Here is a 23,216-nt window from a genome sequence, read left to right as displayed (position 1 = left end):
CTATTGGATGGTGGACCGTAAACCGCCGCGGCCTCGTCGGATCTCCGAAGGCTCCTCCGAGCACGAGGTATATCTGCCGACCGGCGCGCTCTCCCCGAACCGGCAGACCCGCGACCCTCTCCCGGACACGCTGCTCAAGCGCGTGAAGCAGTTCTCCGGGCGACTGTCCACCGAGGCGGTCGGGTCCATGCAGGATCGGTTGCCCTTCTTCGTCGATCTGGACGCGGCCCAGCGGGCGGGCGTCCAGATGCTGGTGCAGACGGCGGTGGTGAACTTCCTGGAATGGCTCCAGGACCCGGACAGTGACATCCGGTTCAGCCTGGACGCCTTCCAGGTCATTCCGCAGGATCTGGCGCGGCGGTTGACGCTGCGCCAGACCGTTGACATGGTCCGCGTGGCCATGGAGTTCTTCGAGCAGTGGCTGCCCGCGCTGGCGCGCAACGACCGGCAGTTGGTCGCGTTGACCGAGGCGGTGCTGCGATACGGGCGCGAGCTCGGATTCGCCGCCGCCTCGGTGTACGCGAGTGCGGCGGAGTCGCGCGGCGCGTGGGACACCAGGCTGGAGGCCCTGGTGGTGGACGCCGTGGTGCGCGGCGACACCGGTCCCGACATGCTCTCGCGGGCGGCCACGTTGAATTGGGACGCCACCGCGCCGGCGACGGTGCTGGTGGGGACGCCGCCGGGGGATCAGGGCGTGTCGATGGTTGGCGCGGTGCACACGATCGCCGCCCGGCACGGACGCGCGGCGCTCGCGGTGGTGCAGGGGTCGCGGCTGGTGATGGTGGTCAGCGGCAATCTCGGCGAGACCACCTACATATCGCCGTTCCTCGCGGATCTGCTCGGCGAGGTGTTCTCCGAAGGCCCCGTGGTCATCGGTCCGACGACCCGCACTCTCGGCGCCGCGCACGCGAGCGCGGTGGAAGCACTGGCCGGGATGGAGGCCGTGGTGGGCTGGCGGGGTGCGCCGCGTCCGGTCCATGCGGCAGAATTGCTGCCCGAACGCGCGCTGCTGGGTGACCGGGCTGCGATCGACGCGCTGAACGAGTATCTTGTCCTCCCGTTGGCGGCGGCCGGTTCGGCCCTCGCCGACACCCTCGACGCCTATCTGGATTGTGGCGGAGCGGTAGAGACCTGCGCGCGTCAGCTGTACGTCCATCCAAATACGGTTCGGTATCGACTCAAGCGCATAGGCGAGATAACCGGGCGTGATCCGATGAATCCGCGCGATGCCTATGTGCTCAGGGTTGCGGCAACAGTGGGTCGATTGACACGAACTCGTAACGAATCGTCAACAACTGCATCGGAGGCCCCTCACATCCCAGTGAGTTCCGAGGGGATGTAACGCGCTCCGCCTAACGGTCGATCGGAACGACCCACATGGCCTTTTGTGGGACCTCCACAAAAGGCGTCCGCAAGCTTCATTCGCGTCGACATCTCGTGCGACCCGCCTCACAGTGTTTTCTTAGAGACGTGATCGCGTTGCTCGCCCCAGGACAGGGGTCCCAGACACCCGGCATGCTCGCGCCTTGGCTCGACCTTCCCGGCGCGGGAGAACGCCTCGCACTCTGGTCGAAGGCCAGTGGCCTCGATCTGGTTCGTCTCGGTACAACGGCGACGGCTGACGAAATCGTCGATACCGCCGTTACCCAGCCGTTGGTGGTCGCGGCCGCGCTGCTGGCCTTCGCCGAAATCGAGCCGAACTCGCTTACGGACGCTACGATCATCGCCGGGCACTCGGTCGGCGAGTTCGCCGCCGCCGCGGTCGCCGGGGTCATCTCTCCCGACGACGCGGTCAAACTGGCCGCCATCCGCGGAGCGGAAATGGCCAAGGCGTGCGCGCTGGAGCCGACCGGAATGTCCGCGGTGCTCGGCGGTGACGAAGCCGCCGTGCTCGAGCGGCTCGCGGAACTCGATCTCGTCCCGGCCAACCGCAACGCGGTGGGACAGATCGTGGCGGCGGGCAAGCTCGAGGCATTGGCCGAACTCGCGGCCGATCCGCCGGAGAAAGCGCGTGTGCGCGCGCTTCCCGTCGCGGGCGCCTTCCACACCGTGTACATGGCCCCGGCCAGGGACGCGGTGGCGGAGGCCATCGGCCGGATCGCGCCCAACGAGCCGACCCGGGTGCTGCTGTCGAATTTCGACGGTCAGCGGGTCGCCTCGGGACAGGACGCGATCGACAAGCTCGCGGCACAGGTCACCCGGCCCGTGCGCTGGGATCTGTGCACCGAGACCATCCGCGCCGCGGGGGTTTCGGGGGTGGCGGAGCTGCCACCGGCGGGCACTCTGGTCGGGATCGCCAAGCGGGAACTGAAGGGCACGCCCACGCTGGCCCTGAAAACTCCCGAAGACCTCCCCGCGTTGGCCGGTCTCACGGCCTCCGGCTAACTTTCCTCCGCGACAGTACGGCGAAAACCGCACGGTCGCGACGGATCCGTGGTAACCATCTGCGGCTTCCATTCGAAATAAACATTGAACGCCCTACAAGCAACAAGAAGGGAGCCACAAGGTGGCCGCTCTGACCCAGGAACAAATCGTCGAGGAACTCGGCAAGATCATCGAAGAGGTGACGGGTATCGAACCCTCCGAGGTGACCCTCGAGAAGTCCTTCGTCGATGACCTGGACATCGACTCGCTGTCCATGGTCGAAATCGCAGTGCAGACCGAGGACAAGTACGGCGTGAAGATCCCGGACGAGGATCTGGCCAGCCTGAAGACGGTCGGCGACGCTGTCGCCTACATCCAGAAGCTCGAGGCGGAGAACAGCGAGGCCGCCGCGGAGCTCAAGGCCAAGTTCGACGCCGAGTAGGGCCGAAACAGTGACCACTCCTTCCACCTTGAACGGGAATTTCCCCAACGTCGTCGTAACAAGCCTGGCGGCGACCACGTCGATCGCGGGTGACGTCGATGCGACGTGGAAGGGACTCCTCAACGGCGAGAGCGGTATCGACGTTCTCGAGGATTCCTTCGTCGAGGAATACGATCTTCCGGTCCGCATCGGCGGACACCTGAAGGTTCGGCCGGACACCCTGCTCAGCAGGGTCGAATGTCGGCGCATGGCCTATGTGGAGCAGCTCGCGACCGTGCTCGGTCGTGAGGTCTGGCGTAACGCGGGCAGCCCCGAAGTCGACCCCGAGCGACTGGGTGTGGCCATCGGCACGGGGCTTGGCGGCGGTGACGCCCTCATCGATTCGGTCGACAAGCTGAAGAACGGCGGCTATCGCAAGATCTCGCCGCTGGCTGTTCAGATGGTCATGCCGAACGGCCCTTCGGCCGTCGTCGGTCTCGAACTGAAGGCCCGGGCAGGAGTGGTCACTCCGGTCTCGGCATGCTCATCCGGCTCCGAGGCCATCGCCAACGCGTGGCGAATGATCGTCATGGGTGACGCCGACATCGTCGTCACCGGCGGCGTCGAGGGTTTCATCGACGCGGTGCCGATCGCGGCGTTCACCATGATGCGTGCCATGAGCACTCGTAACGACGATCCGCGAGGGGCATCGCGTCCCTTCGACAAGGACCGGGACGGATTCGTGTTCGGCGAGGCGGGCGCACTCATGGTCATCGAGACCGAGGAGCACGCCAAGGCTCGCGGCGCCACGATCCACGCCCGCCTGCTCGGTGCGGGCATCACCTCGGACGGTTACCACCTGGTCGCACCGGATCCCGAGGGCACCGGCGCCGCGCGCGCCATGACCCGGGCATTGCAGACCGCGGGACTGTCCGCCAAGGACATCACCCACATCAACGCCCACGCGACGGCCACGCCGATCGGTGACACCGCCGAGGCGAGGGCGATCAACAAGGCCGTGGGCAACCATCCCTCGGTCTATGCCCCGAAGTCGGCACTCGGACATTCGATCGGCGCCGTCGGCGCGCTCGAATCCGTGCTGACGGTGCTCAGCGTCCGCGATGGCATCGTGCCGCCGACGCTGAACCTGGAGAACCAGGATCCCGAGGTCGACCTCGATGTGGTGCACGGCGAAGCCCGTCGCCAGGAGATCGAATACGCGATCAACAATTCGTTCGGTTTCGGTGGGCACAACGTGGCGCTCGCCTTCGGTCGCGCATAGCCGCTCGGCCGTCTGCACAACGAACCGGTGGGAGCCGAAGACCCGGCTCCCACCACGGTTCGACATACGCAGCCGCAGTAGCGGCATTCATCGATTGAGGAGAAAACGCGATGACGATCATTGCTCCCGCGTTTCAACAAGAGACGGCGACCGATCCGCGTGACCCGCTGGGCCGTCTACAGCGATTCTTCGATCCCGGCACCATCCTGCCGCTACATCCGCGTGACAAGTCGGGCGTCCTCGCCGCGATCGGCGAGGTCGACGGTGTCCGCACCGTCGCCTACTGCTCCGATGCCACCGTCATGGGCGGCGCGATGGGGGTCGAGGGCTGCAAGCACATCGTCGACGCCATCGACACCGCCATCGATTCCGGTGTGCCCGTGGTCGGCATCTGGCATTCCGGTGGCGCCCGGCTCGCGGAGGGCGTCGAGGCGCTGCACGCGGTCGGCCAGGTCTTCGAGGCGATGGTCCGCGCGTCGGGCCTGGTCCCGCAGATCTCGGTGGTGCTCGGTTTCGCGGCCGGTGGCGCCGCCTACGGCCCGGCGCTGACCGATATCGTGATCATGGCCCCCGAGGGCCGGATCTTCGTGACCGGTCCCGATGTGGTGCGCAGCGTCACCGGCGAGCAGGTCGACATGGCCACCCTCGGCGGTCCCGAGACCCACGGCAAGAAGTCGGGTGTGACCCACATCGTCGCCGACAGCGAATCCGACGCCATGCACCGCGGCCGCAGGCTGGTCTCGATGTTCGCCGAACAGGGCGAGTTCGATCTGGCCGCCGCCGAGCACGGTGACGTCGACCTGAAGGCGATGCTGCCGGAGTCGGCCAAGCGCGCATACGACGTCAAGCCGCTCGTGCACGAGTTGCTCGACAACATCAACGGCGAATCCACTTTCGAGGAATTGCAGGCCGGATACGCGCGCAGCATGGTGACCGGTTTGGGTCGCCTCGGCGGTCGCACGGTGGGCGTGCTGGCCAACAACCCGCTGCGGCTCGGCGGCTGCCTCAACTCCGAGAGCGCCGAGAAGGCGGCTCGGTTCGTGCGCCTGTGCGACGCGTTCGGCATTCCGCTGATCGTCATCACCGACGTGCCCGGCTACCTGCCCGGCGTCGGCCAGGAGTGGGAAGGCGTGGTGCGCCGCGGCGCGAAGCTGCTGCACGCATTCGCCGAGGCCAGGGTGCCGCGGGTCACGCTGGTCACCCGCAAGATCTACGGTGGCGCCTACATCGCGATGAACGCTCGTTCGCTCGGCGCGACCGCGGTGTACGCGTGGCCCGGTTCCGAGGTCGCCGTCATGGGCGCCAAGGCCGCGGTCGGCATCCTGCACAAGAAGGCGCTGGCCGCCGCGCCGGAGGAGGAGCGGGAGGCCCTGCACGAGCGTCTGACCGCGGAGCACGAGAAGATCGCGGGCGGCGTCGAGCGCGCCATCGCGATCGGGGTCGTCGACCAGGTCATCGAGCCGGCCAAGACCCGAAGCACCGTCGCCGCGGCGCTGGCCGCCGCGCCGTCGCGGCCCAGCCATCACAAGAACATTCCGCTGTGACGCGCTGTTGGTGAATCGAACACACGTGGGCCCCGGGAGTTTCCCGGGGCCCACGTCGTCGTGCCTGCGTCCGCTCGTCGGTGCTGGGTAGCATCGGGGAGTGCGTTACGAGGAGCTTGCCGAACAGCCGTGCTCGATCACGCGGCCGCTGGTGATTCTGGGTGACCGGTGGACACTGGTCATCCTGAAGTACTGCTTCGCGGGCGTCCGCCGGTTCAACGCCTTCCAGAGCGCGTTGGGTATTTCGCGCAGCCGATTGCAGGATCGACTGGATCGGCTGATCGACCACGGGATTCTGGTGAAGCAGAAGGCCGCGGTCGGCGCCTACGAGGAATATCGGCTCACCTCGAAGGGGCACGACATCTATCCGATTCTCATGGCGATTCGGGATTGGGGCGACACCTATATGGCCCCGGAGGGGCCGCCGGTGGAATACCGGCACCGTGGGTGTTCGGGCGCGGCGCATGTGCGTCTCGAATGCGATTGCTGTGCCGAGGAATTGACCGCGCGCGATATCGAACCGGAGCCGGGTCCGGGGTTGCGGTTCGCGGCCGGTCAGGCGGCGGGGTGAGCACGGCTCAGAGGCCGAGGCGGATGGTCTGGGCCGGGTCGTCCTTGTCGACGCACTCCCGGGTCGGGGTGGCGCGGCCCTGGACCGCGCGGCATTCCCAGACTCCGGCGCCGACCGCGACGGTGATGACGACGTCCCCGCCGTGGGCGCCGGACTGTGCGAGGTAGACGCCGAGGACGGCCGCCGCCTCCGCGCAGGCGGTGTCGACCGCCCTGCTGACGGTGGTCATCTCGAGTCCGAAAGGTCCTGCTCCGCAGGGGATCTCGACCACGAAGGGGATGGCGGGCGCGGTGGTGGTGCCGCGCGTCGGCGGTGGCGCGGCGGAGGTCGTCGGCGTCGGGGTCCGGGCGGTGGTGGCTTCGGCGGCGTCGTCGGACGGGTAGGCGCAGCCGGACAGCCCGGCGACGAGCACGGCCGCGGCGGCCGCGGAGAACGCGCCGATGGAACGCATACAGTTCCTCCCGTCCGAGCGTCCGTCGGCGCATCCCGGATGCGGTGCGCCCGCCGTCGCCCGGCACACAACCCTAGCGTGGGCCGAGTCGCCCGAGAGGTCGACGCGCGCCATCTCGGTCCCGAGACGGCCGCGGGCGGGTGTTGGTTCGTATCAGTCGGTGTGCCAGGTGGCGACCGCGTCCAGTTCGGCACGGGTGGTGTGGAAGCCGTTGATCGGGTGATCGGTGTCGGGATAGCCGAAGGAGATGGCGACGACGACCTTGCGGTTGTCGGGTATGGCGAAGTGCTCGCGCAGGAAGGGCGCGTAGGAGGCGAGTGCGGCCTGCGGGGCCGCGCCGAGGCCGAGACTCTGCGCGGCGAGCAGGAAGGCGCCGATGTAGAGGCCGCAGTCGACCGCGCCGTAGACGCCCAGATCGGCCTCGGAGGTGATGATCGCGACATGCGGCGCGTCGAACAGTTCGAAGTTGCGCATGGCCTGGCGCATGGTGCCCGCGTGGTCGCCCTTGGCGATGCCGACGCTGTCGTAGAGTTGCAGGCCGCATTCGCGGCGGCGATCCCGGAATACACCGGCGTACTGCGCGGGGAAGGGGAAATCCGGGGCGGGCGCGGCTCGAGCGACATGGTCGAGCAACGCCGTGCGGAACCGTTCGGTGCCCGCGCCCTCGGTGACCGCGACCTGCCACGGCTGGGTGTTGCACCAAGAGGGCGTGCGCTGGGCCAGTCGCAGCAGCGACTCGATGGTGGTGCGCGGCACCTGCCGGTCGATGAACTGGCGGCAGGTCCAGCGCTGGTCGAGTATCCGCTCCAGTGCCGTGTGGGTCTCGGTGCGCGTATCGGTCGGGCTCATCGGCCATCCTCCGTCAATCGGTCTTGTTTCAAGACCGAACGCTAGCATTAGTGGTCTCTTTTCGGAACTCCTTGGTGACGGGCGCGGTCGGGCGGCCACCGCGTGATCCGTGCCGAGGCCCACATCACAAAACCCGGTGGGGGGCGCGGGCGTACGGCAGAATCCGACGCATGGGGTCCGAAGGGGCCGAGTCGTCGCGACCCGGACGGGCCGAGACCCGCGCCACCCGCAAGCGCAACGGCAGGCACTACACGCCGCCCGCGCTCGCGCAATTCCTGGCGCGCCGGCTGCTGGCCAACCTGCCGCGACCGGACTTATCGGGTTCACTGCGCGTCCTGGACCCGGCCTGCGGCGACGGGGAGTTGCTGCTCTCACTGCATCGCGAGGTCACGGCACGATTACCCGGGGTCCGTATCGAACTGACGGGGTTCGACACGGACGAGACCGCGCTCGCGGTAGCCCGCGACCGCGCCGCCGCCGCGCGCATCGATGCCATGTGGCATCCGGGGGATTTCCTGGCCGAGTCGGATCGGCTGGCCGACAACAGTTTCGATGCCATCATCACCAATCCGCCGTATGTCCGCACCCAGCAGATGGGCGGCGCCACCGCGCGACTGCTCGCCAAACGCTTCGGGTTGCGCGGGCGTATCGATCTGGCCCACCCGTTCGTGGCCGTCGCGCCCCGCCTGCTGCGCCCCGGCGGCGTGCTGGGACTGCTGTGCGCCAATCGCTTCCTGACCACCCGCGCGGGGGCGAATATCCGCGCGATACTGCGCGAGGAACTCGAGCCGGTCGAACTCTACGACCTTGGCGACACCAAACTCTTCGACGCGGCGGTACTGCCCGCGATCACCATCGCGACCCGCACCGACATCCGACCTCGGTGCCGTTTCGTCTCCGCTTACGAGACGTTCGAATCCGCCCCCGACTCCGATGCGGACCTGTTCGCCGCGCTGACCGGCGACGCGGGCGTCCGGGTCGCGCACAACGGCCGTGTCTTCGCGGTCGAGGTGGGCAGTCTGTGGTCCGGTGCGGCCCCCGATGCCCGCGCGACCGAGGGCACCTGGCGGATGTCGCGGCCGACCCTGGACACCTGGCTGGCGGGCGTCGCCGATCACACCTGGCGCAGTTTCGGTGAGGTGGCCCGTATTCGAGTGGGTATCAAGACGACCGCGGATCGGGTGTTCATCTCCGACCGCTGGCACGAGGCGCGACCGTGTCCCGAACCGGAATTGCTGTTGGATCTGATCACCCACCGGGATCTGGCGCCGTGGCGGATCGCGCGGACCCGCGACACTCGCGTCCTGTATCCCTATGACACCGCCGCGACCCGGCGCACCCCGGTGGATCTGGCCGAATTCCCCGGTGCCGAGGCATATCTGCGCACCCACGAGCCGACCCTGGCCGGTCGGCGCTACGTGCTCGACAGCGGGCGCGACTGGTTCGAGATCTGGGTGCCGCAGCGTCCGCATCTGTGGCGAACGCCCAAACTCGTCTTCCCGGACATCAGCGAACGGCCGCGTTTCGCCCTCGACCGGTCGGGCGCGGTGGTGAACGGGGACTGCTATTGGATCTCGCTGGCCGACCTGGCGGGGGAGCGGCTGGGCTATCTGCTGATGGGCGTGGCGAATTCGGCGCTCGGGGTGCGCTACTACGACGCGGTCTGCGGCAATCGGCTGTATTCGGGCAGACGGCGCTGGATCACCCAGTACGTCTCGCGGCTGCCGCTGCCCGATCCCGGTTCGGCGATGGCGGGGGAGATCGTCGCGCTGGTCGGGGAACTGGTCGAGGGGCGGGTGCTCGACGAGCCGACCCAGGCGCTGCTCGATGAACTGGTCGGCTCGGCATTCGGGGCCGTGTCGGACCCTGTGCCCGGATCAGGCGCCCGCGCGGCCGGACACCATCGGCAGCAGGGTGCGGCGGGAGAATTCGCGGGCCGCATCGATATCGTCGAGGGGGATCAGACCGTCGGGGGTGAGGGCCAGCGACAGGGCGAGGCGGGCCATGATCTCGGCGACCAGATCGGGGTCGTAGTCGCTGTCGGCGGGGCGCAGTTCCCGTAGTTTCTCCGCCAGATAGGTACGGCCGACGGCGAGGATGGGACCCGCGTCGGTGGTGAGGCGCGGCAGGATGAGATCGGGTTCGGTGCGCAACAGCCTGCGCAGCAGTTCGTTGCGCGCCATCGAGGCGATGAAGGCGACGAAGATCTCCACGAGTTGATCCTCGGCGCTCTCCCTTGTCTGCACGCGCTTGTCGATCTCGCTGACCAAACGTTGCGCCTCACGCATGCTCACGGCCTCCACCAAGTCGTTCTTGGATTCGAACCGGCGGTAGAGGGTGGCCGGACTGATACCGGCGCGTCGCGCGATCTCGCCCATGCTGGTGCGCTTGATGCCGAAGTCGAGGAAGGCCGACAGCGCGCTTTCCAGCAGCTTCTTCTCACCGTCGTTGACGGGCGTGTCCAGGATCCGCTGGAGCATGGACGGGACGGTGGGCATCGGATCTCCAGTCGGTCGGGTGACGCCGGCGCGGTGGGGCGGGTGTCGAAGGGCGGGCGTTCATTATTCCACCGCCGTGCGACGTCCCGTTCGAGTTCGATGATTCATTGAGGTGAAGCCGGATGAATCTTCTCACTCTATCACCGCGCGCCATGATCCGAGTGGCGCGTGTACCCTTATGAACCCGGTAGATCCGAACTCGGTTGTTCCGAACTCGGCAGATCCAGATCGGCCATTTCCTGCTCGATGGCATTTGCCGCGAAATCGACGCCCTTGGAACGCAGTTCGTGAACCCTACGCTGTAGTGCCTCGATGCCGCCGGGTTGTGCCGCGATGTCCGCGACGCTGATCCGCCCCTTCGGCCGGTGCATACTCGAATTGCCGTACGCCACCGTGATACCTCCTGCCTGCACGCAACGCCAGGCCACCCCGGGGGCGGGCTCACCTCTGCGAATTCACACAGCGAATTCACAAAGCGAATCGCTGGACGAAACGTCTCGGCAAGAGCCCCCGGGACGCCGGGCACGCAGGCAAAATGCTATCAGCCCATCCTGCTGGACATTTGATCAGTGTGCGGTGTATCACAGACCTTCGCGCTGCGGTGCATCTGCGTGTTGTGTAGGTACACAGCGCTGTTGAGGCGGATGCCCTCGCGGTCGGCCGCCGTCAGTTCGCGCCGGACCTTGCCGGGCACTCCCGCGACCAGCGAGCCGGGGGGAATCCGTGCGCCCTCGGGAATCAGCGCGTTCGCCGCGATCAGGCTGCCCTCGCCGATCACCGCGCCGTTGAGCACCGTCGCGCCCATGCCGACCAACACTTCGTCGCCGATGGTGCAGCCGTGCAGAATCGCGTTGTGTCCCACCGAGACACCCGCGCCGACGGTCAGCGGGAAACCGGGGTCGGCGTGCAGCACGCAGCCGTCCTGGATATTGGTGCGCGCGCCGATGGTGATGTCCTCGATGTCGGCGCGCACCACCGCTCCGTACCAGATGCTGACCTGTTCGGCCAGCTTCGCCCGCCCGAGCACGATCGCGGTGGGTGCGATCCAGGCGCTGTCATCGATCTCCGGCACGATACCGCCGACCTCCATAATCATGTAGGCAACTTAGCCGCAGCCGGCTCGCGGTACCGGCCCGCGGTGCGGAACAGCGCGCGATGCGCGGCGGGACTGGTGCCCAACAGACGCTGGAAGTGGTGACGCAGGCTCACCGCGGTACGGAACCCGGTGTCGGCGGCGATGCGCTCGACGGTGTCGTCGGTGGATTCGAGCAGCAGCCGGGCACGGTCGACGCGCTGGTGCAGCAGCCAGCGCTGCGGACTGTCGCCGGTGCGTTCGCGGAAGCGGCGGGTGAAGCTCCGCCGCGACATGAGGGCTACGCGCGACCAGCTGTCCAGGTCGAGCGGGTCGCCGAGATGCGTTCGGGCCCAGACCATCGCGCGTTCGACGGGATCGTCGTCGGCGTCGTCGGGCACGGCGACCGGGATGTACTGCGCCTGCGAACCGCTGCGATGCGGTGCGGTGACCAGCGTGCGGGCCAGTTCGGTCGCCTCCCGGCTGCCGAGGTCGGCGCGCACCAGATGCAGGCAGCAGTCCAGTGCCGCGGCCACGCCCGCCGAGGTGACCACGTCGCCGAGATCCGACCACAGGGAGTCGGCGCGCACGCGCACGGCCGGATACGCGCGGGCCAGATCGGCGGCGGCCGACCAGTGCGTGGTGATCTCGCGGCCGTCGACGAGTCCTGAGGCGGCTATCGCCCACGCGCCGAGGCAGAGTCCGACGACGCGCGCTCCCCGCGCGTGCGCGGCGACGAGGGCGGCGCGCAGGTCGGCGGAGATGCCGAGGCCCGATGACCAGCTGGGGACGACCACGGTCTCGGCGTCTTCGAATGCCTCGAGTCCGTGTTCGACGTGGATGTCGAATCCGGCGGGGGTGGACAGGGTTCCCGGACTCTCGGCGCAGACCCGCACGCGGTAGGGCGCGTCGCCGTGCGAACCCACCCGGCCGAAGACCAGTGCGGGCACCGACAGATGGAACGGGCTCACGCCATCGAAGGCCAGAACCGCCACGGTGTGCATGGCCCGATCTTAGCGATAGATGTCCTCCGGGCCACTGTCGATGACATCCGTCCGCGCGCACGATCGACCACATGACCGAGACGATCACCGACACCGCCGTCGAAGCGCTGCACATCGGCGGCCCCACCCTGCGACTGCGCTACGCCGGACTCACCTTTCTGACCGACCCGACCTTCGACCCGCCCGGCGACTACCCGGGTCCGGTGACCCTGCACAAACTCAGCGGCCCCGCCCTCGACCCGGACGCGGTCGGTCCGATCGACGTGGTCCTGCTCTCGCACGACCAGCACGCCGACAACCTCGACAACGCGGGCCGCGCCTTCCTCACCCGGGTGCCGACCGTGCTGTCCACCCCGGACGCCGCGGGCCGCGTGAACGGGGTTCGGGGACTGGAGAACTGGGAGACCGTCACGATCGGAGCGGTGCGGGTGACCGCGGTGCCGGCCCTGCACGGCCCGCCCGGATGCGAAGCGTTCAGCGGCGTGGTCACCGGATTCGTGCTCGCGGCCCCGCGACAGCCGACGGTGTACGTCTCCGGCGACAATGCCTCGGTGGCGGTGGTGGCAGAGATCGTCGACCGCGTCGGAGCCGTCGACATCGCGATCCTCAATGTCGGGGCCGCCAATGTCGGCCGCTTCGAGGACAGCGACGCCACCTTGAACGCGCGGACCGCGCTGCTGGCCGCGGAACTGCTCGGCGACGCGGTCGTGGTCCCGGTGCACGGCGAGGGCTGGGCGCATTTCAGCGAGACCCTCGACCATCTCGCCCGGGTCTTCGAGTACGGCGGGCGTGGCGCGCAACTGCGGATTCCGCCGTCGGGGCACACGATCCGGCTGTGACCTCGGGCGCGCCGTCATGGCGAACCGGTCATGGGTGGGTCACCATGGCGTCATGAGGATCGGAGTTCCACGCGAGGTCAAGGAACAGGAGTTCCGGGTGGCGCTGACGCCCGCGGGCGCGGGGGAACTCGTCCGGCACGGGCACGAGGTGCTGGTCGAGACCGCGGCGGGCGCGGGCTCGGGATTCGCCGACGCCGATTACACGGCGGTGGGCGCGCATTCGGCGCCCACCGCCGAATCGGTGTGGCGCGAGGCCGAACTGGTCTTGAAGGTCAAGGAGCCCGTCGAACCGGAGTACGGGCGGATGCGACCGGGACAGGTGCTGTTCACCTACCTGCATCTGGCCGCGTCGCGGGCCTGCACCGAGGCGATCCTGCGTTCCGGGATCACCGCCATCGCCTACGAGACCGTGCGCGCCGCCGACGGATCGCTGCCGCTGCTCGCGCCGATGAGCGAGGTGGCGGGCAGGCTCGGAACGCAGGTGGGCGCTTACCATCTGATGGCTCCGCTGGGCGGGGCGGGCATCGTGCTCGGCGGGGTGCCGGGAGTGCGGCCCGCCGAGGTGGTGGTGCTCGGCGGCGGGGTGGCCGGGACCAACGCCGCGACCGTCGCGGTGGGCATGGGCGCGCGGGTGACGGTACTGGACACCAACGCGGTCCGCCTGCGCGATCTCGATGCCCGCTTCGACGGACGGCTCACGACATTGGCCTCCAATATCGCCGAGATCGAGAGCGCGGTCCTGGCCGCCGATCTGGTGATCGGTTCGGTGCTGGTGCCGGGCGCGCGTGCGCCGAAACTGGTCTCGACCGATCTCGTCGCGCGGATGCGTCCTGGTTCGGTCCTGGTCGACATCGCCATCGACCAGGGCGGCTGCTTCGAGGGCTCGCGTCCGACGACGCACGCGAACCCGACCTTCCGGGTGGCGCATTCGCTGTACTACTGCGTGGCGAATATGCCGGGCGCGGTGCCGCACACCTCGACGGTGGCGCTCACCAACGCCACACTGCCCTACATTCTCGCCATGGCCGAGTCCGGCTGGCGGGCGGCGTGCGCGCGGCATCCCGATCTGGCGCACGGACTGACCGCCGACGCGGGGCGACTGCTGTCGCCGGAAGTCGCCGCCGCACACGGGTTCACGGCGGCGCGGATGGCCGAGGCGCTCGGATGAGCGCACGGCCCGCCACGACCGTCGTCAGTCGGCGTCGCCCGGATCGTTGAGATACCAGTCGGGCAGGCCCCCGGACGGCAGGTCGTGCAGTTTGTCGGGATTGCGGACGACGTTGATCGTGACGATGCGGCCCGCGTCGATCGTGAAATCGAAGACCCCGACGTGGTGACCGTCGAAGACCACGAGCCCCGGCCTGCCGTTGACCAGCACCGCCCGTCCCCACGCGCCCTTCGCGGCGGGTGCGTGGTACCAGCCGAGCAGCAGTTTCGCGACGAGTTCGGCACCGAACACCGGCTGCCGGATGGCGGGCACCTTGCCGCCGCCGTCGGCGGTGAGCCCGACCCGGGCGTCCAACACGCCGAGCAGGGCGCTCAGATCACCCGACCGCCACGCCAGCGCGAAGGCCGTGACCACCTTGCGTTGCTCATCGGCCGAGGCGGGGAACCGCGGCGTGCCGTCCTCGACCCGCTTGCGCGCCCGGGAGGCCAGTTGCCGCACCGCCGCGGGGCTGCGCCCGACGACCTCGGCCACCTCGGGCCCACTCATGCCGAACACGTCCTGGAGGACGAACGCGGTGCGCTCGGCGGGCGAGAGCGATTCGAGCACCACCAACAGTGCGGTGGTCACCCGCTCGTCCTGACTCACCCGATCGGCCGGATCTTCCCAGGCAGTGACCTCCGGTTCCGGCAGCCATTCGCCTACGTACTGTTCGCGGCGGGCGCGTGCCGAACCCAATTGGTCCAGCGCCAGCCTGCCGGTGACGGTGGTGAGCCAGGCCCGCAGGTTCTCGATCTCGCCGACCCGGCCCGCCTCATGGTGGCGCTGCAACCGCAGCCACGCCTCCTGCACGACATCGTCGGCGTCGGTCAGGCTGCCGAGCGTGCTGTAGGCGAGTCTGCGCAGGTACGCGCGGTGTTCCTCGAATCGGCGAGCCAGCTCGGCGGTCGCCGGATCGTGGGGTGCCGCCGGTTCGTGGAATGTCATGACTACCGCCGTTCGCTCGTCTCGGATACGTCATCGAGATGACGTCGCGGGGCCGCGCCGTGTGACATCACCCCGCGGCATCGGCGACTCAGGAGGCCCAGGGCCCGATACCGCCGACCTTGTCGATACGGATGTGGGTCAGGACACCGGGCGGTGCGCCCGCGGGCGGGAAGTCGGCGTCGGGACCGACGAGTGTCTTCGCGAGTTCGGCGAGCAGTTCCGGCGCACCGCCCTCGGTGATGCGCGCGGTGCCCGAAACCGCGAGATAGGGCCGCATGATCCCGCCGGCCTCGGTGGACAGGATGGTCACCGCCACCCGCGGATCGCGGCGGACATTGCGGACCTTCTGGTATTCGCCCAGGTGTGCGGTGACGAGTTCGTCGCCGTCCGTGGTGGATCGCAGCGCCACCCACACGACGCTGACCTGCGGGCTGCCGTCGGGGTTGAGGGTCACCAGCGTCGCGTTCGCGCCGCCGCCGATGAGTGCGCGGGCGGTGTCGTCGAGTCTCATACCGGTGTCTACCGCCGGGGCGCCGATTTCATTCCCCGCCGCGCCCGCCGACAACGCGACCGATACCCTCGCCGGGTGCGGAAGGGGACATCGACGGCGGCCGGCCTGCTACTCGGATTCGCGCTCGATCGCGTGCTGGGCGATCCGCGCCGTGGCCATCCGGTGGCCGGATTCGGTTCGGCGGCAATGGCACTCGAGCGGCGCACATACGCCGACCGCCGGGGCGCGGGTGTCGCGCACGAGGTGATCGCGGTGGGCGCGGTAGTCGGGATCGGTGTGCTGGCTCGCCGCGGCGGAATGCTCGCGACCGCACTGGCGACCTGGACCGTGCTCGGCGGTCACACGCTGGCCGAAACCGGCAGGCGGATGGCCGACCGACTGGAATCCGGTGACCTGGCCGCGGCACGGGCGTTGCTGCCCGCGCTGTGTGGCCGCGATCCCGAGGTCCTCGACGCCGACGGTTTGGCCCGCGCCGCACTGGAATCCATTGCCGAGAACACCTCCGACGCGACGGTCGCCCCGCTGCTGTGGGGTGCGGTCGCCGGGGTGCCGGGGCTGCTCGGCTATCGGGCGGTCAATACTCTCGACGCCATGATCGGCTACCGCGACGAGCGCTACCTGCGGTTCGGCTGGGCCGCGGCGCGCACCGACGATGTGGCCAACCTGGCGCCCGCGCGGATCACCGGAGTGCTCACCGCGGCCCTGGCTCCACTGGTCGGCGGTGCGCCCGCCGCCGCGTTGCGCGCTTGGCGGCGCGACGCGGCCGGACATCCGAGTCCGAATGCCGGAGTGGTCGAGGCGACGATGGCCGGGGCGCTCGGGGTGCGACTCGGCGGCCGGACGCAGTACCGGCACGGTGTCGAGATGCGGCCGGTCCTCGGTGCGGGGCCCGCGCCCGCGGTTCCCGATCTGCGACGGGCCGTGCGGATGTCGGAAGCGGTGCAGGTCGCGGCGGTTCTGGTCGCGGCAGGGATCGCGCTGGCCGGTGGGCGAATTCGCGGACGCTAACCGCCGTCGCGTCCGTAGCGGTCGGCGAGTCGGTCCCGCGGCGCGGTGTTGGCCGGTTCGGTCGCGGTCGGTTCGGTGGGGGTGGCGGGCGCGGCGGCCACCTTCTCCTTACGGCGTTCCCGTATTTCGGCGTAGACGAAATAGCCGAGGCCGAGCGGGGCCATGATGCCGAAGGCCAGCCATTGCAGGCCGTAGGACAGATACGGTCCCGCGTCGAGCTGGGGCAGCGGGGTGGGGGTGAACGCGCCCGGCTGCTGCTCCGACAGTTGCAGATAGCCGCCGCGGTCACCGGCCGGAATCGCGGTGAGCGGTATCTCCATGACCGTCATCGCCTGGGTGGTGTCGATGGAGTACACCTGACGGAAACCGTCCTGGGTCAGCGGTTCCCGCCCCGGAGTCACGCCTTCGGAGACCCGTACGCGGCCCTCGAGCCGCTGCGGCCCGGACGGCGGGTCGGGGATCCGCGGCGGGCGCGCGGTGCCGTCAACGCCTGCGACGAGTCCGCGGTCCACCAGCAGAATGCGCCCTTCGGTCGTCTTGAAGGCGGCCAGCACCGAATAGCCGGGCGCGCCGTCGAGATGGCGCAGCCGTACCAGCACGGTCGAGTTCGGCAGATAGCCGCCCTCGGCGGTGACCCGCCGCCATTCGGTGCCGCTGCCGGAGCCGCCGAACAAGGTGCTGACGTCTATCGGGTCGGCGCGCACGGAATCGGCGATGGCCTGGTTGCGATGCGAGGTCGCGGTGTTCTTGCCGAGTTGCCACGGGGCGAGCACGGTGAAGCACAGGTAGGCGAAGGCGACGACGACCGCGGCCAGGATGAGCCAGCTCGGGCGCAGCAGGAAGGTGAGTCTGCGCATCAGCGGGGACCGTCCGTGACCGGTTCGGCGAGTGCGGCGTGCACCCAGTCCAGCAGACCCGGGACGGCCGCTTCGATCTGCGCGCGGACCCGTTCGAAATCGGTGGCGTCGCCGTAGTAGGGGTCGGGCACGTCGGGGCCGTCGGCGGTCGGGTCGAAACTGCGCAGCAGACGACGGCGCTCGGCCGGGACGCCGAGGCGGGCCAGTTCGCGCTCGTGGCCGCGGTCCAATGCGATCAGCAGATCGGCGCCGTGGTGATCGGGGCCGAGCGCCGCGGCCTCGTGACCGACCGGGTAGCCGTATTTGCGCAGGGTCGCGGTGGTGCGCGGATCGGCGTCGTCACCGACGTGCCAGCCGCTGGTGCCCGCGCTGGTGACCCGCACCCGGTCGGCCAGCCCCGCCGCGGCCAGTCGGTGCGCGAAGATCTTCTCCGCCATCGGCGATCGGCAGATATTGCCGGTACAGACGAACGAGATGTGCAGCTCACCCACGACAGCCATTCTGGCCGGTCGCGCACCCGGGCCGCCACGTAGGGTGGGTGATCGTGCCCACCGACCCCGTCTATCTCGCGAAACTGCGCCACCACGGCGATGTGGACGCGCGCACGGGCATGCTCGATTTCGCGGTGAACGTCCAGGGCGGCGGCCCGCCGGACTGGTTGCGCGCCCGCCTCACGGCGGTGCTCGACGATCTGGGCCGCTATCCGAGCGCCGCCGCCGACGTGGCCGCGCGTGCCGCGGTGGCCGCCCGGCACCGGCGCAGTACGGAAGAAGTGTTGCTGCTCGCGGGCGCGGCCGAGGGGTTCGCACTGCTGCCGAAGCTCACCCCGCGCCGGGCCGCGGTGATCCATCCGTCGTTCACCGAACCCGAGCTCGCGCTGCGCCAGGCCGGTGTCGACGTCACGCGGGTGGTCCTCGACCCGCCGTACCGGCTCGACCCGGCCGCGGTGCCTGCCGACGCCGATCTGGTGGTCGTCGGCAACCCGACCAATCCGACCTCGGTGCTGCACCCGGCCGACACCGTGCGGGCGCTGCGCAGGCCCGGGCGGGTGGTGGTGGTCGACGAGGCGTTCGCCGACGCGACCGTCGGGGAACCGGAATCGGTGGCCGCGACCGCGACGGCGGACGTCCTTGTCCTGCGCAGCCTCACCAAGACCTGGGCGCTGGCCGGTCTGCGTTGCGGTTACGCGCTCGGCGCACCCGATCTGCTGGCGCAACTGTCCTACGGACGGCCGCATTGGCCGCTCGGCGCTCTGCAACTGGAAGCGATCGCCGCCACGGCCGAGCCTGTCGCCGTGGCCGCCGCCCAGCGCCGCGCCGCCGAGATCGGCCGCGAGCGTGAGTCCATGATCGCGCGACTCACCGACCTCGGCATCCACGTCCACACCCCCGCCGACGGCCCGTTCCTGCTGCTCCGGGTCCCCCACGGGGAATTGCTGCGCGCACTCCTCGCCGAGCGGGGCGTCGCCGTCCGCCGCGCCGACACCTTCCCCGGACTCGGCCCGAACGACCTGCGCGTGGCGGTGCGCGCCGCCCCCGAGGTCGATCGCCTGATCGCCGCCATTCGCGCCACGGGGCTGATTCGGTAGTCGGACCGGGCCGCGGGTATGCGGAAGGATCGTGGGGGACGGAGCGGACCCCGGATGCACGAGGGAGAAGGCGATGGTCACGACACTGGCGCAACTCATCGGGGTGCTCGATGCCGCCTATCCGCCGCAACTGGCCGAGTCCTGGGATTCGGTGGGACTGGTGTGCGGTGATCCCCGCGACGAGGTGACCCGCGTGCTGATCGCCGTGGATGCCACGGCGGAGGTCGTCGCCGAGGCTGTCGACTGGCGGGCGCAGGCGCTGGTGGTGCACCATCCGCTGCTGTTGCGCGGGGTGGATTCGGTGGCGGCCGACACCCCGAAGGGCGCGTTGATCCACCGGCTCGTCCGGTCGGGGTGCGCGTTGTTCACCGCGCACACCAACGCCGATTCGGCCGCGCCGGGTGTGTCCGACGCGCTGGCGGCGGCGCTGGGTCTCACCGTGACCGGTCCGCTCGATCCCAAATCCGCCGACGCGGTGGACAACTGGACGGTTCAGGTGCCGCGGGCCGATACCGACCGGGTGCTGGATGCGCTGTTCGCGGCGGGGGCGGGGGGCACGGGTCACTACCGCGACTGCGCGCTTCGGACACCGTCGGTCGGCCAGTTCCGGCCGGTGGCGGGTGCGGAGCCCGCGACCGGCGCGATCGGTGAACTCGAGCGGGTCGAGGAGGATCGTATCGAGGTGGTCGCACCGCCCGGGGCGCGCGCGCGGGTGCTCGCGGCGCTGCGTGCCGCCCATCCGTACGAGGAACCGGCCTATCACGTCACCGAACGCGCGCCGCTGCCCGCGGGCGTCGGCATCGGGCGCGTCGGCACACTGCCGCGACCGGAGACGTTGCGCGCCTTCACCGCCCGCGTCCGCGCCGCACTGCCGCGGACGGTCTGGGGTGTGCGCGCCGCGGGTGATCCCGACCGTGAGATCTCGTCGGTGGCGGTGTGCGGTGGTGCGGGCGATTCGTATCTGAGCGTGGTGCGTCGGCTCGGCGTCGACGCCTACGTCACCTCCGATCTGCGTCATCATCCGACCGACGAACATCTGCGGGCGGGCGGGCCCGCCCTGGTCGACGCCGCGCACTGGGCCACCGAATTCCCTTGGTGCGCCCAAGCCGAGGCGATCGTACGCACCGCGCTGCCCGCCCTCGAGACGCGGGTATGCCTGGTGCGCACCGATCCGTGGACCGTCGACGGCACGCATTGAGCGCGGCGCTGCACGGGCGCCGCGGCGGCCCGCGCCGATGGTGAAGTGGTAGGCGCGGAATCCTTTTCGTAGCGCGTGTTGCCGGTGTGTCGCGAAGTTCGGGTCGAATCAGATCCCATGCAGCGGGTACAACTACCGCATGAACTACCCGGTGGATTTCGGGTTCGTGCAGATCGGCCTGATTCTGCTGATCCTGATCGCGTTGACGTTGATCATCTCGGCGCTGGTAATGGTGCGCAAGGTCGGACCGCGAGTGCTGCTCGGACGAGGTATCGGCGGTACGGCATTGCTGCTGGTCGCGGTGGGATTGCTGTGGGTGGCGACACTGATGCAGACCTATCTCGGCCTCAGCGGTGAGATCAAGGCCGCGCACGTCGCGGTGAAACAGGTTGGCGGACAAGATCGTCAACTGGATGTCGAACTCACCCTCTACGGCGACGACGGCGTGACCGACAGCCGGGAGAAATACCGGGTCCAGGGCGATCTGTGGGTGCTGCAAGCAAATATCGTCGAACTGGAGCCGTGGGTGAACGCGCTCGGCTTCCACTCCGGATACCGTGTCACGCGCCTGTACGGCCAGCGCCTCGACGGGATCGCCACCACCCAGAACCAGATCTTCGTCAATGGCGAGGACAGCGACTTCTTCGACGATATGCGCGACGGCAAGTGGTACACCGAACCCTTCGTGCGCTCCGCATACGGCAATGCCGTCATCGCCACGCCGGGCGAATACGACGTCTACATCTCGCGCGACGCCATCAAGACCCGCGCCGCGGGCAGTTAGCCCATCGCATGCCCGACACGTGCCCCGGCCGCGTCGGGCGGTCGCACCGTCCATCCGGCACACCGCGGGGTACGGTTGAGGATCGGTGTCCGCACCCCTGCGGGTGCGGCTGCCTCCCATCCGTCCACAGTGTTCAGGAGTTTGTCCGCGTTGAATGTCGAACCATCGATCCAGGTCAAGCTGCTCCAGCTCGCCGCTGTCGACGCCGAGCTGACGCGGATCGCCCATCGCCGGACCGTACTGCCCGAGCAGCAGGAGGTCGCGCGCTTGGAGGGGGAGCGCAACGCGCACAAGGACGCCGCCGTCGCGGTGGAGATCCGTATCGATGACCTCGATCGCGACATCAAGAAGTTGGAGGGCGAGGTCGACGCGGTGCGCAAACGCGAGGAGCGCGATCGTGGCCTGCTCACGGCGGGATCGGTGAACGCCAAACAGCTCTCCGAACTCCAGCACGAACTCGGCAGCCTCGAGCGGCGGCGCTCGGTGCTCGAGGACGAACTGCTCGAGGTCATGGAGCGCCGCGAGGCTGCCTCGGCCGACCACGATCACGCGGGCGCGCGGCTGAGCCGCACCGAGGAGGAACTCGAGGACGCGCGGCGGCACCGCGACGAGGCGCTCGCTGATCTGGAGGTGGCGCAGAACCGCTGCCACACCGACCGCACCGGACTTGTCGCGCTGTTCCCCGACGAACTGCTCGCGATCTACGACCGCAAGCGTGCCGAACACGGTGTCGGCGCGGCGCTGCTCCAGGCCCGCCGCTGCGGCGCGTGCCGGATCGAACTGGACCGCGGCGAGATCGCCCGCATCGCCAAGACGGCTCCCGATGTCGTCGTCCGCTGTCCCGAATGCGGGGCGGTCCTGGTGCGCACCAAGGAATCGGGGCTGTGACCGCGATGTGGGCCGTTTCGGTCTCCCTCGGTCTGCCGGGTCGATAGGTTGACCTCGGGGTCGAGCGGCGCGGTGGCGCCGCGTTCGACCCGCGGAAGTCGGGAAGAGGAGTTCGGGCAGTGGGCAACGAGCACGTGATCGTCGAGGCGGACGGAGGCTCGCGGGGCAATCCGGGACCGGCCGGATACGGTGCGGTGGTCTACGACGCCGAGCACGCGGCAGTGCTCGCCGAACGCCGGGAATTCCTCGGAGTCGCGACCAACAATGTCGCCGAGTATCGCGGGCTGATCGCGGGTCTCGAGGCGGCGGCCGAACTCGGTGCGCGCGAGGTGGACGTGCGCATGGATTCCAAACTGGTCGTCGAGCAAATGACGGGCCGCTGGAAGGTCAAGCACGCCGCGATGGTGCCGTTGGCCGAGCGGGCCCGCGCCCTGGTCGCCGATTTCGACCGGGTGCGCTTCACCTGGATCCCGCGCGCGCGGAACGCGCACGCCGACCGGCTGGCCAACGAGGCCATGGACGACCCGCCCGTGGTCGAGGAGGTCCGCGCGGCCCGCGCCGCCGGACAGGGCATCTCGTCGAGGCTCGCGCCGAGTCTCGCCGCGCCCGGCTGGACCGGGGCCGAGGGTCGCCCGACCAGACTGCTGCTGTTGCGGCACGGCCAGACCGAGCTGTCGGTGCAGCGCCGGTATTCGGGCCGGGGCAATCCGCCGCTCACCGAGGTCGGCCGCGAGCAGGCCGCGCGCGCCGCGGCCATGCTGGCCGACAAGGGCGACATCGCGGCCGTGGTGAGTTCGCCGCTGGGCCGCACGCGCGAGACGGCGGGCGCGGTGGGCGCGGCACTCGGCGCGGACGTGCGGGTGCTCGACGGGCTCATCGAGACCGACTTCGGCGAATGGGACGGGCTCACCTTCCTCGAGGCCGCCGAACGCGATCCCGATCTGCACACGCGCTGGCTGGGGGATTCCTCGGTGGCCGCGCCCGGCGGGGAGAGCTTCGACCAGGTGCGCGAACGGGTGGAGGGGGTGCGCCGTGACCTGGTGGCGCTGCATCCCGGGGCGAACGTGGTGGTGGTGAGTCATGTGACGCCGATCAAGACGCTGCTGCAACTGGCGCTGGGGGTCGGGCCGTCGTTGCTGTACCGTCTGCATCTGGATCTGGCGTCGCTGTCTATCGCGGAGTTCTATCCCGACGGCGGTGCGTCGGTGCGCTTGGTGAACGACACCTCGTATCTGAATCGACCGGTCGCTGGGAATTGACCGCGGCGGCGGAACCGGAATATCGTGAACCGCCGGTCGAAGATCAAGTGGGGTAGGACATTTCGAGATCGAGTCG

Annotated in this window: 24 protein-coding genes and 1 pseudogene; 15 read left to right on the top strand and 10 right to left on the bottom strand. The window is 69.4% G+C overall.

Annotated elements, in window-relative coordinates; genetic code table 11:
- Window positions 1-7 precede the first annotated feature (7 nt).
- The 6 genes from APZ21_RS11915 (at window position 8) to APZ21_RS11890 (ending at window position 6,182) form a co-directional block, all read left to right on the top strand.
- Window positions 8-1,342: a PucR family transcriptional regulator gene (locus tag APZ21_RS11915; protein WP_054813344.1), complete on the top strand. Its 1,335-nt coding sequence runs from the start codon at window positions 8-10 to the stop codon at window positions 1,340-1,342.
- Window positions 1,343-1,470: 128 nt separating this feature from the next.
- On the top strand, window positions 1,471-2,385 hold the full coding sequence (locus APZ21_RS11910; RefSeq protein ID WP_054813343.1) for an ACP S-malonyltransferase: 915 nt from the start codon (window positions 1,471-1,473) through the stop codon (window positions 2,383-2,385).
- A gap of 121 nt (window positions 2,386-2,506) precedes the next feature.
- Window positions 2,507-2,806 carry a meromycolate extension acyl carrier protein AcpM gene (gene acpM, locus APZ21_RS11905; protein ID WP_054813342.1) on the top strand — a complete coding sequence of 100 codons (300 nt, stop codon included), beginning with the start codon at window positions 2,507-2,509 and terminating at the stop codon, window positions 2,804-2,806.
- 10 nt (window positions 2,807-2,816) lie between these two features.
- The gene (locus APZ21_RS11900) at window positions 2,817-4,067 is read left to right on the top strand and encodes a KasA/KasB family beta-ketoacyl-ACP synthase (RefSeq protein WP_054813341.1); all 1,251 of its coding nucleotides are present in this window, start codon (window positions 2,817-2,819) and stop codon (window positions 4,065-4,067) included.
- Between the two features lie 110 nt (window positions 4,068-4,177).
- Window positions 4,178-5,611, top strand: coding sequence for an acyl-CoA carboxylase subunit beta (locus tag APZ21_RS11895; RefSeq protein ID WP_054813340.1), 1,434 nt, complete (start codon window positions 4,178-4,180; stop codon window positions 5,609-5,611).
- A 100-nt stretch (window positions 5,612-5,711) separates the two neighbouring features.
- The gene (locus APZ21_RS11890) at window positions 5,712-6,182 is read left to right on the top strand and encodes a winged helix-turn-helix transcriptional regulator (RefSeq protein ID WP_054813339.1); all 471 of its coding nucleotides are present in this window, start codon (window positions 5,712-5,714) and stop codon (window positions 6,180-6,182) included.
- 7 nt (window positions 6,183-6,189) lie between these two features.
- Here the strand turns inward: APZ21_RS11890 and APZ21_RS11885 are convergent, their stop codons facing one another.
- Window positions 6,190-6,633 carry a hypothetical protein gene (locus tag APZ21_RS11885; RefSeq protein WP_054813338.1) on the bottom strand — a complete coding sequence of 148 codons (444 nt, stop codon included), beginning with the start codon at window positions 6,631-6,633 and terminating at the stop codon, window positions 6,190-6,192.
- Between the two features lie 153 nt (window positions 6,634-6,786).
- On the bottom strand, window positions 6,787-7,482 hold the full coding sequence (locus tag APZ21_RS11880) for a nitroreductase (protein WP_054813337.1): 696 nt from the start codon (window positions 7,480-7,482) through the stop codon (window positions 6,787-6,789).
- Between the two features lie 170 nt (window positions 7,483-7,652).
- Here APZ21_RS11880 and APZ21_RS36180 point away from each other — a divergent pair.
- Window positions 7,653-8,249: pseudogene (locus APZ21_RS36180) on the top strand (Eco57I restriction-modification methylase domain-containing protein); the annotation flags it as partial.
- A 1,110-nt stretch (window positions 8,250-9,359) separates the two neighbouring features.
- Here APZ21_RS36180 and APZ21_RS11870 read toward each other — a convergent pair.
- From APZ21_RS11870 to APZ21_RS11855, 4 genes are all read right to left on the bottom strand, one after another.
- The gene (locus tag APZ21_RS11870; RefSeq protein ID WP_054813336.1) at window positions 9,360-9,980 is read right to left on the bottom strand and encodes a TetR/AcrR family transcriptional regulator; all 621 of its coding nucleotides are present in this window, start codon (window positions 9,978-9,980) and stop codon (window positions 9,360-9,362) included.
- 176 nt (window positions 9,981-10,156) lie between these two features.
- Window positions 10,157-10,393, bottom strand: coding sequence for a hypothetical protein (locus APZ21_RS11865; RefSeq protein ID WP_239476589.1), 237 nt, complete (start codon window positions 10,391-10,393; stop codon window positions 10,157-10,159).
- A gap of 128 nt (window positions 10,394-10,521) precedes the next feature.
- Entirely contained in the window at window positions 10,522-11,076 is a 555-nt protein-coding gene (locus APZ21_RS11860) for a gamma carbonic anhydrase family protein (protein ID WP_054813335.1), read from the bottom strand.
- Complete coding sequence (locus APZ21_RS11855) at window positions 11,073-12,056, bottom strand: GlxA family transcriptional regulator (RefSeq protein WP_054813334.1); 984 nt, start codon at window positions 12,054-12,056, stop codon at window positions 11,073-11,075. Before APZ21_RS11855 ends, APZ21_RS11860 begins: the two co-directional genes overlap by 4 nt.
- Window positions 12,057-12,127: 71 nt before the next feature.
- Between APZ21_RS11855 and APZ21_RS11850 the strand changes: the two genes are divergently transcribed.
- Entirely contained in the window at window positions 12,128-12,895 is a 768-nt protein-coding gene (locus APZ21_RS11850; protein WP_054813333.1) for an MBL fold metallo-hydrolase, read from the top strand.
- Window positions 12,896-12,947: 52 nt separating this feature from the next.
- Window positions 12,948-14,063: an alanine dehydrogenase gene (ald, locus tag APZ21_RS11845; RefSeq protein ID WP_054813332.1), complete on the top strand. Its 1,116-nt coding sequence runs from the start codon at window positions 12,948-12,950 to the stop codon at window positions 14,061-14,063.
- Between the two features lie 24 nt (window positions 14,064-14,087).
- Here ald and sigJ read toward each other — a convergent pair whose 3' ends face one another.
- Together sigJ and APZ21_RS11835 are read right to left on the bottom strand one after the other, a co-directional pair.
- A complete protein-coding gene (sigJ, locus tag APZ21_RS11840; protein ID WP_054813331.1) occupies window positions 14,088-15,047 on the bottom strand; it encodes an RNA polymerase sigma factor SigJ in 960 nt (319 codons plus the stop codon).
- An 88-nt stretch (window positions 15,048-15,135) separates the two neighbouring features.
- On the bottom strand, window positions 15,136-15,558 hold the full coding sequence (locus APZ21_RS11835; RefSeq protein WP_054813330.1) for a PPOX class F420-dependent oxidoreductase: 423 nt from the start codon (window positions 15,556-15,558) through the stop codon (window positions 15,136-15,138).
- A 75-nt stretch (window positions 15,559-15,633) separates the two neighbouring features.
- Here APZ21_RS11835 and APZ21_RS11830 point away from each other — a divergent pair, with 75 nt between their 5' ends.
- Entirely contained in the window at window positions 15,634-16,566 is a 933-nt protein-coding gene (locus APZ21_RS11830; RefSeq protein WP_054813329.1) for a cobalamin biosynthesis protein, read from the top strand.
- Here the strand turns inward: APZ21_RS11830 and APZ21_RS11825 are convergent.
- Window positions 16,563-17,423 carry an SURF1 family cytochrome oxidase biogenesis protein gene (locus tag APZ21_RS11825; protein WP_054813328.1) on the bottom strand — a complete coding sequence of 287 codons (861 nt, stop codon included), beginning with the start codon at window positions 17,421-17,423 and terminating at the stop codon, window positions 16,563-16,565. The two genes, APZ21_RS11830 and APZ21_RS11825, sit on opposite strands and share 4 nt — an antisense overlap.
- Window positions 17,423-17,923 carry a low molecular weight protein-tyrosine-phosphatase gene (locus APZ21_RS11820; RefSeq protein WP_054813327.1) on the bottom strand — a complete coding sequence of 167 codons (501 nt, stop codon included), beginning with the start codon at window positions 17,921-17,923 and terminating at the stop codon, window positions 17,423-17,425. Before APZ21_RS11820 ends, APZ21_RS11825 begins: the two co-directional genes overlap by 1 nt.
- Before the next feature lie 44 nt (window positions 17,924-17,967).
- Here APZ21_RS11820 and cobC point away from each other — a divergent pair, with 44 nt between their 5' ends.
- The 5 genes from cobC to APZ21_RS11795 all read left to right on the top strand — a co-directional run bounded on the left by cobC (window position 17,968) and on the right by APZ21_RS11795 (window position 23,140).
- A complete protein-coding gene (gene cobC / locus APZ21_RS11815) occupies window positions 17,968-19,011 on the top strand; it encodes an Rv2231c family histidinol phosphate aminotransferase CobC (RefSeq protein ID WP_054813413.1) in 1,044 nt (347 codons plus the stop codon).
- Between the two features lie 73 nt (window positions 19,012-19,084).
- Complete coding sequence (locus APZ21_RS11810; RefSeq protein ID WP_054813326.1) at window positions 19,085-20,209, top strand: Nif3-like dinuclear metal center hexameric protein; 1,125 nt, start codon at window positions 19,085-19,087, stop codon at window positions 20,207-20,209.
- A gap of 139 nt (window positions 20,210-20,348) precedes the next feature.
- Window positions 20,349-20,993: a hypothetical protein gene (locus APZ21_RS11805; RefSeq protein WP_054813325.1), complete on the top strand. Its 645-nt coding sequence runs from the start codon at window positions 20,349-20,351 to the stop codon at window positions 20,991-20,993.
- A gap of 150 nt (window positions 20,994-21,143) precedes the next feature.
- Window positions 21,144-21,881: a zinc ribbon domain-containing protein gene (locus tag APZ21_RS11800; RefSeq protein ID WP_054813412.1), complete on the top strand. Its 738-nt coding sequence runs from the start codon at window positions 21,144-21,146 to the stop codon at window positions 21,879-21,881.
- A 119-nt stretch (window positions 21,882-22,000) separates the two neighbouring features.
- Entirely contained in the window at window positions 22,001-23,140 is a 1,140-nt protein-coding gene (locus APZ21_RS11795) for a bifunctional RNase H/acid phosphatase (RefSeq protein ID WP_054813324.1), read from the top strand.
- Window positions 23,141-23,216: the final 76 nt, after the last annotated feature.

Origin of the sequence: Nocardia arizonensis, assembly GCF_001310275.1 — a bacterium.
Taxonomy (GTDB): Bacteria; Actinomycetota; Actinomycetes; order Mycobacteriales; family Mycobacteriaceae; genus Nocardia; species Nocardia arizonensis.
This window is presented reverse-complemented; position numbering and strand designations above follow the sequence as displayed.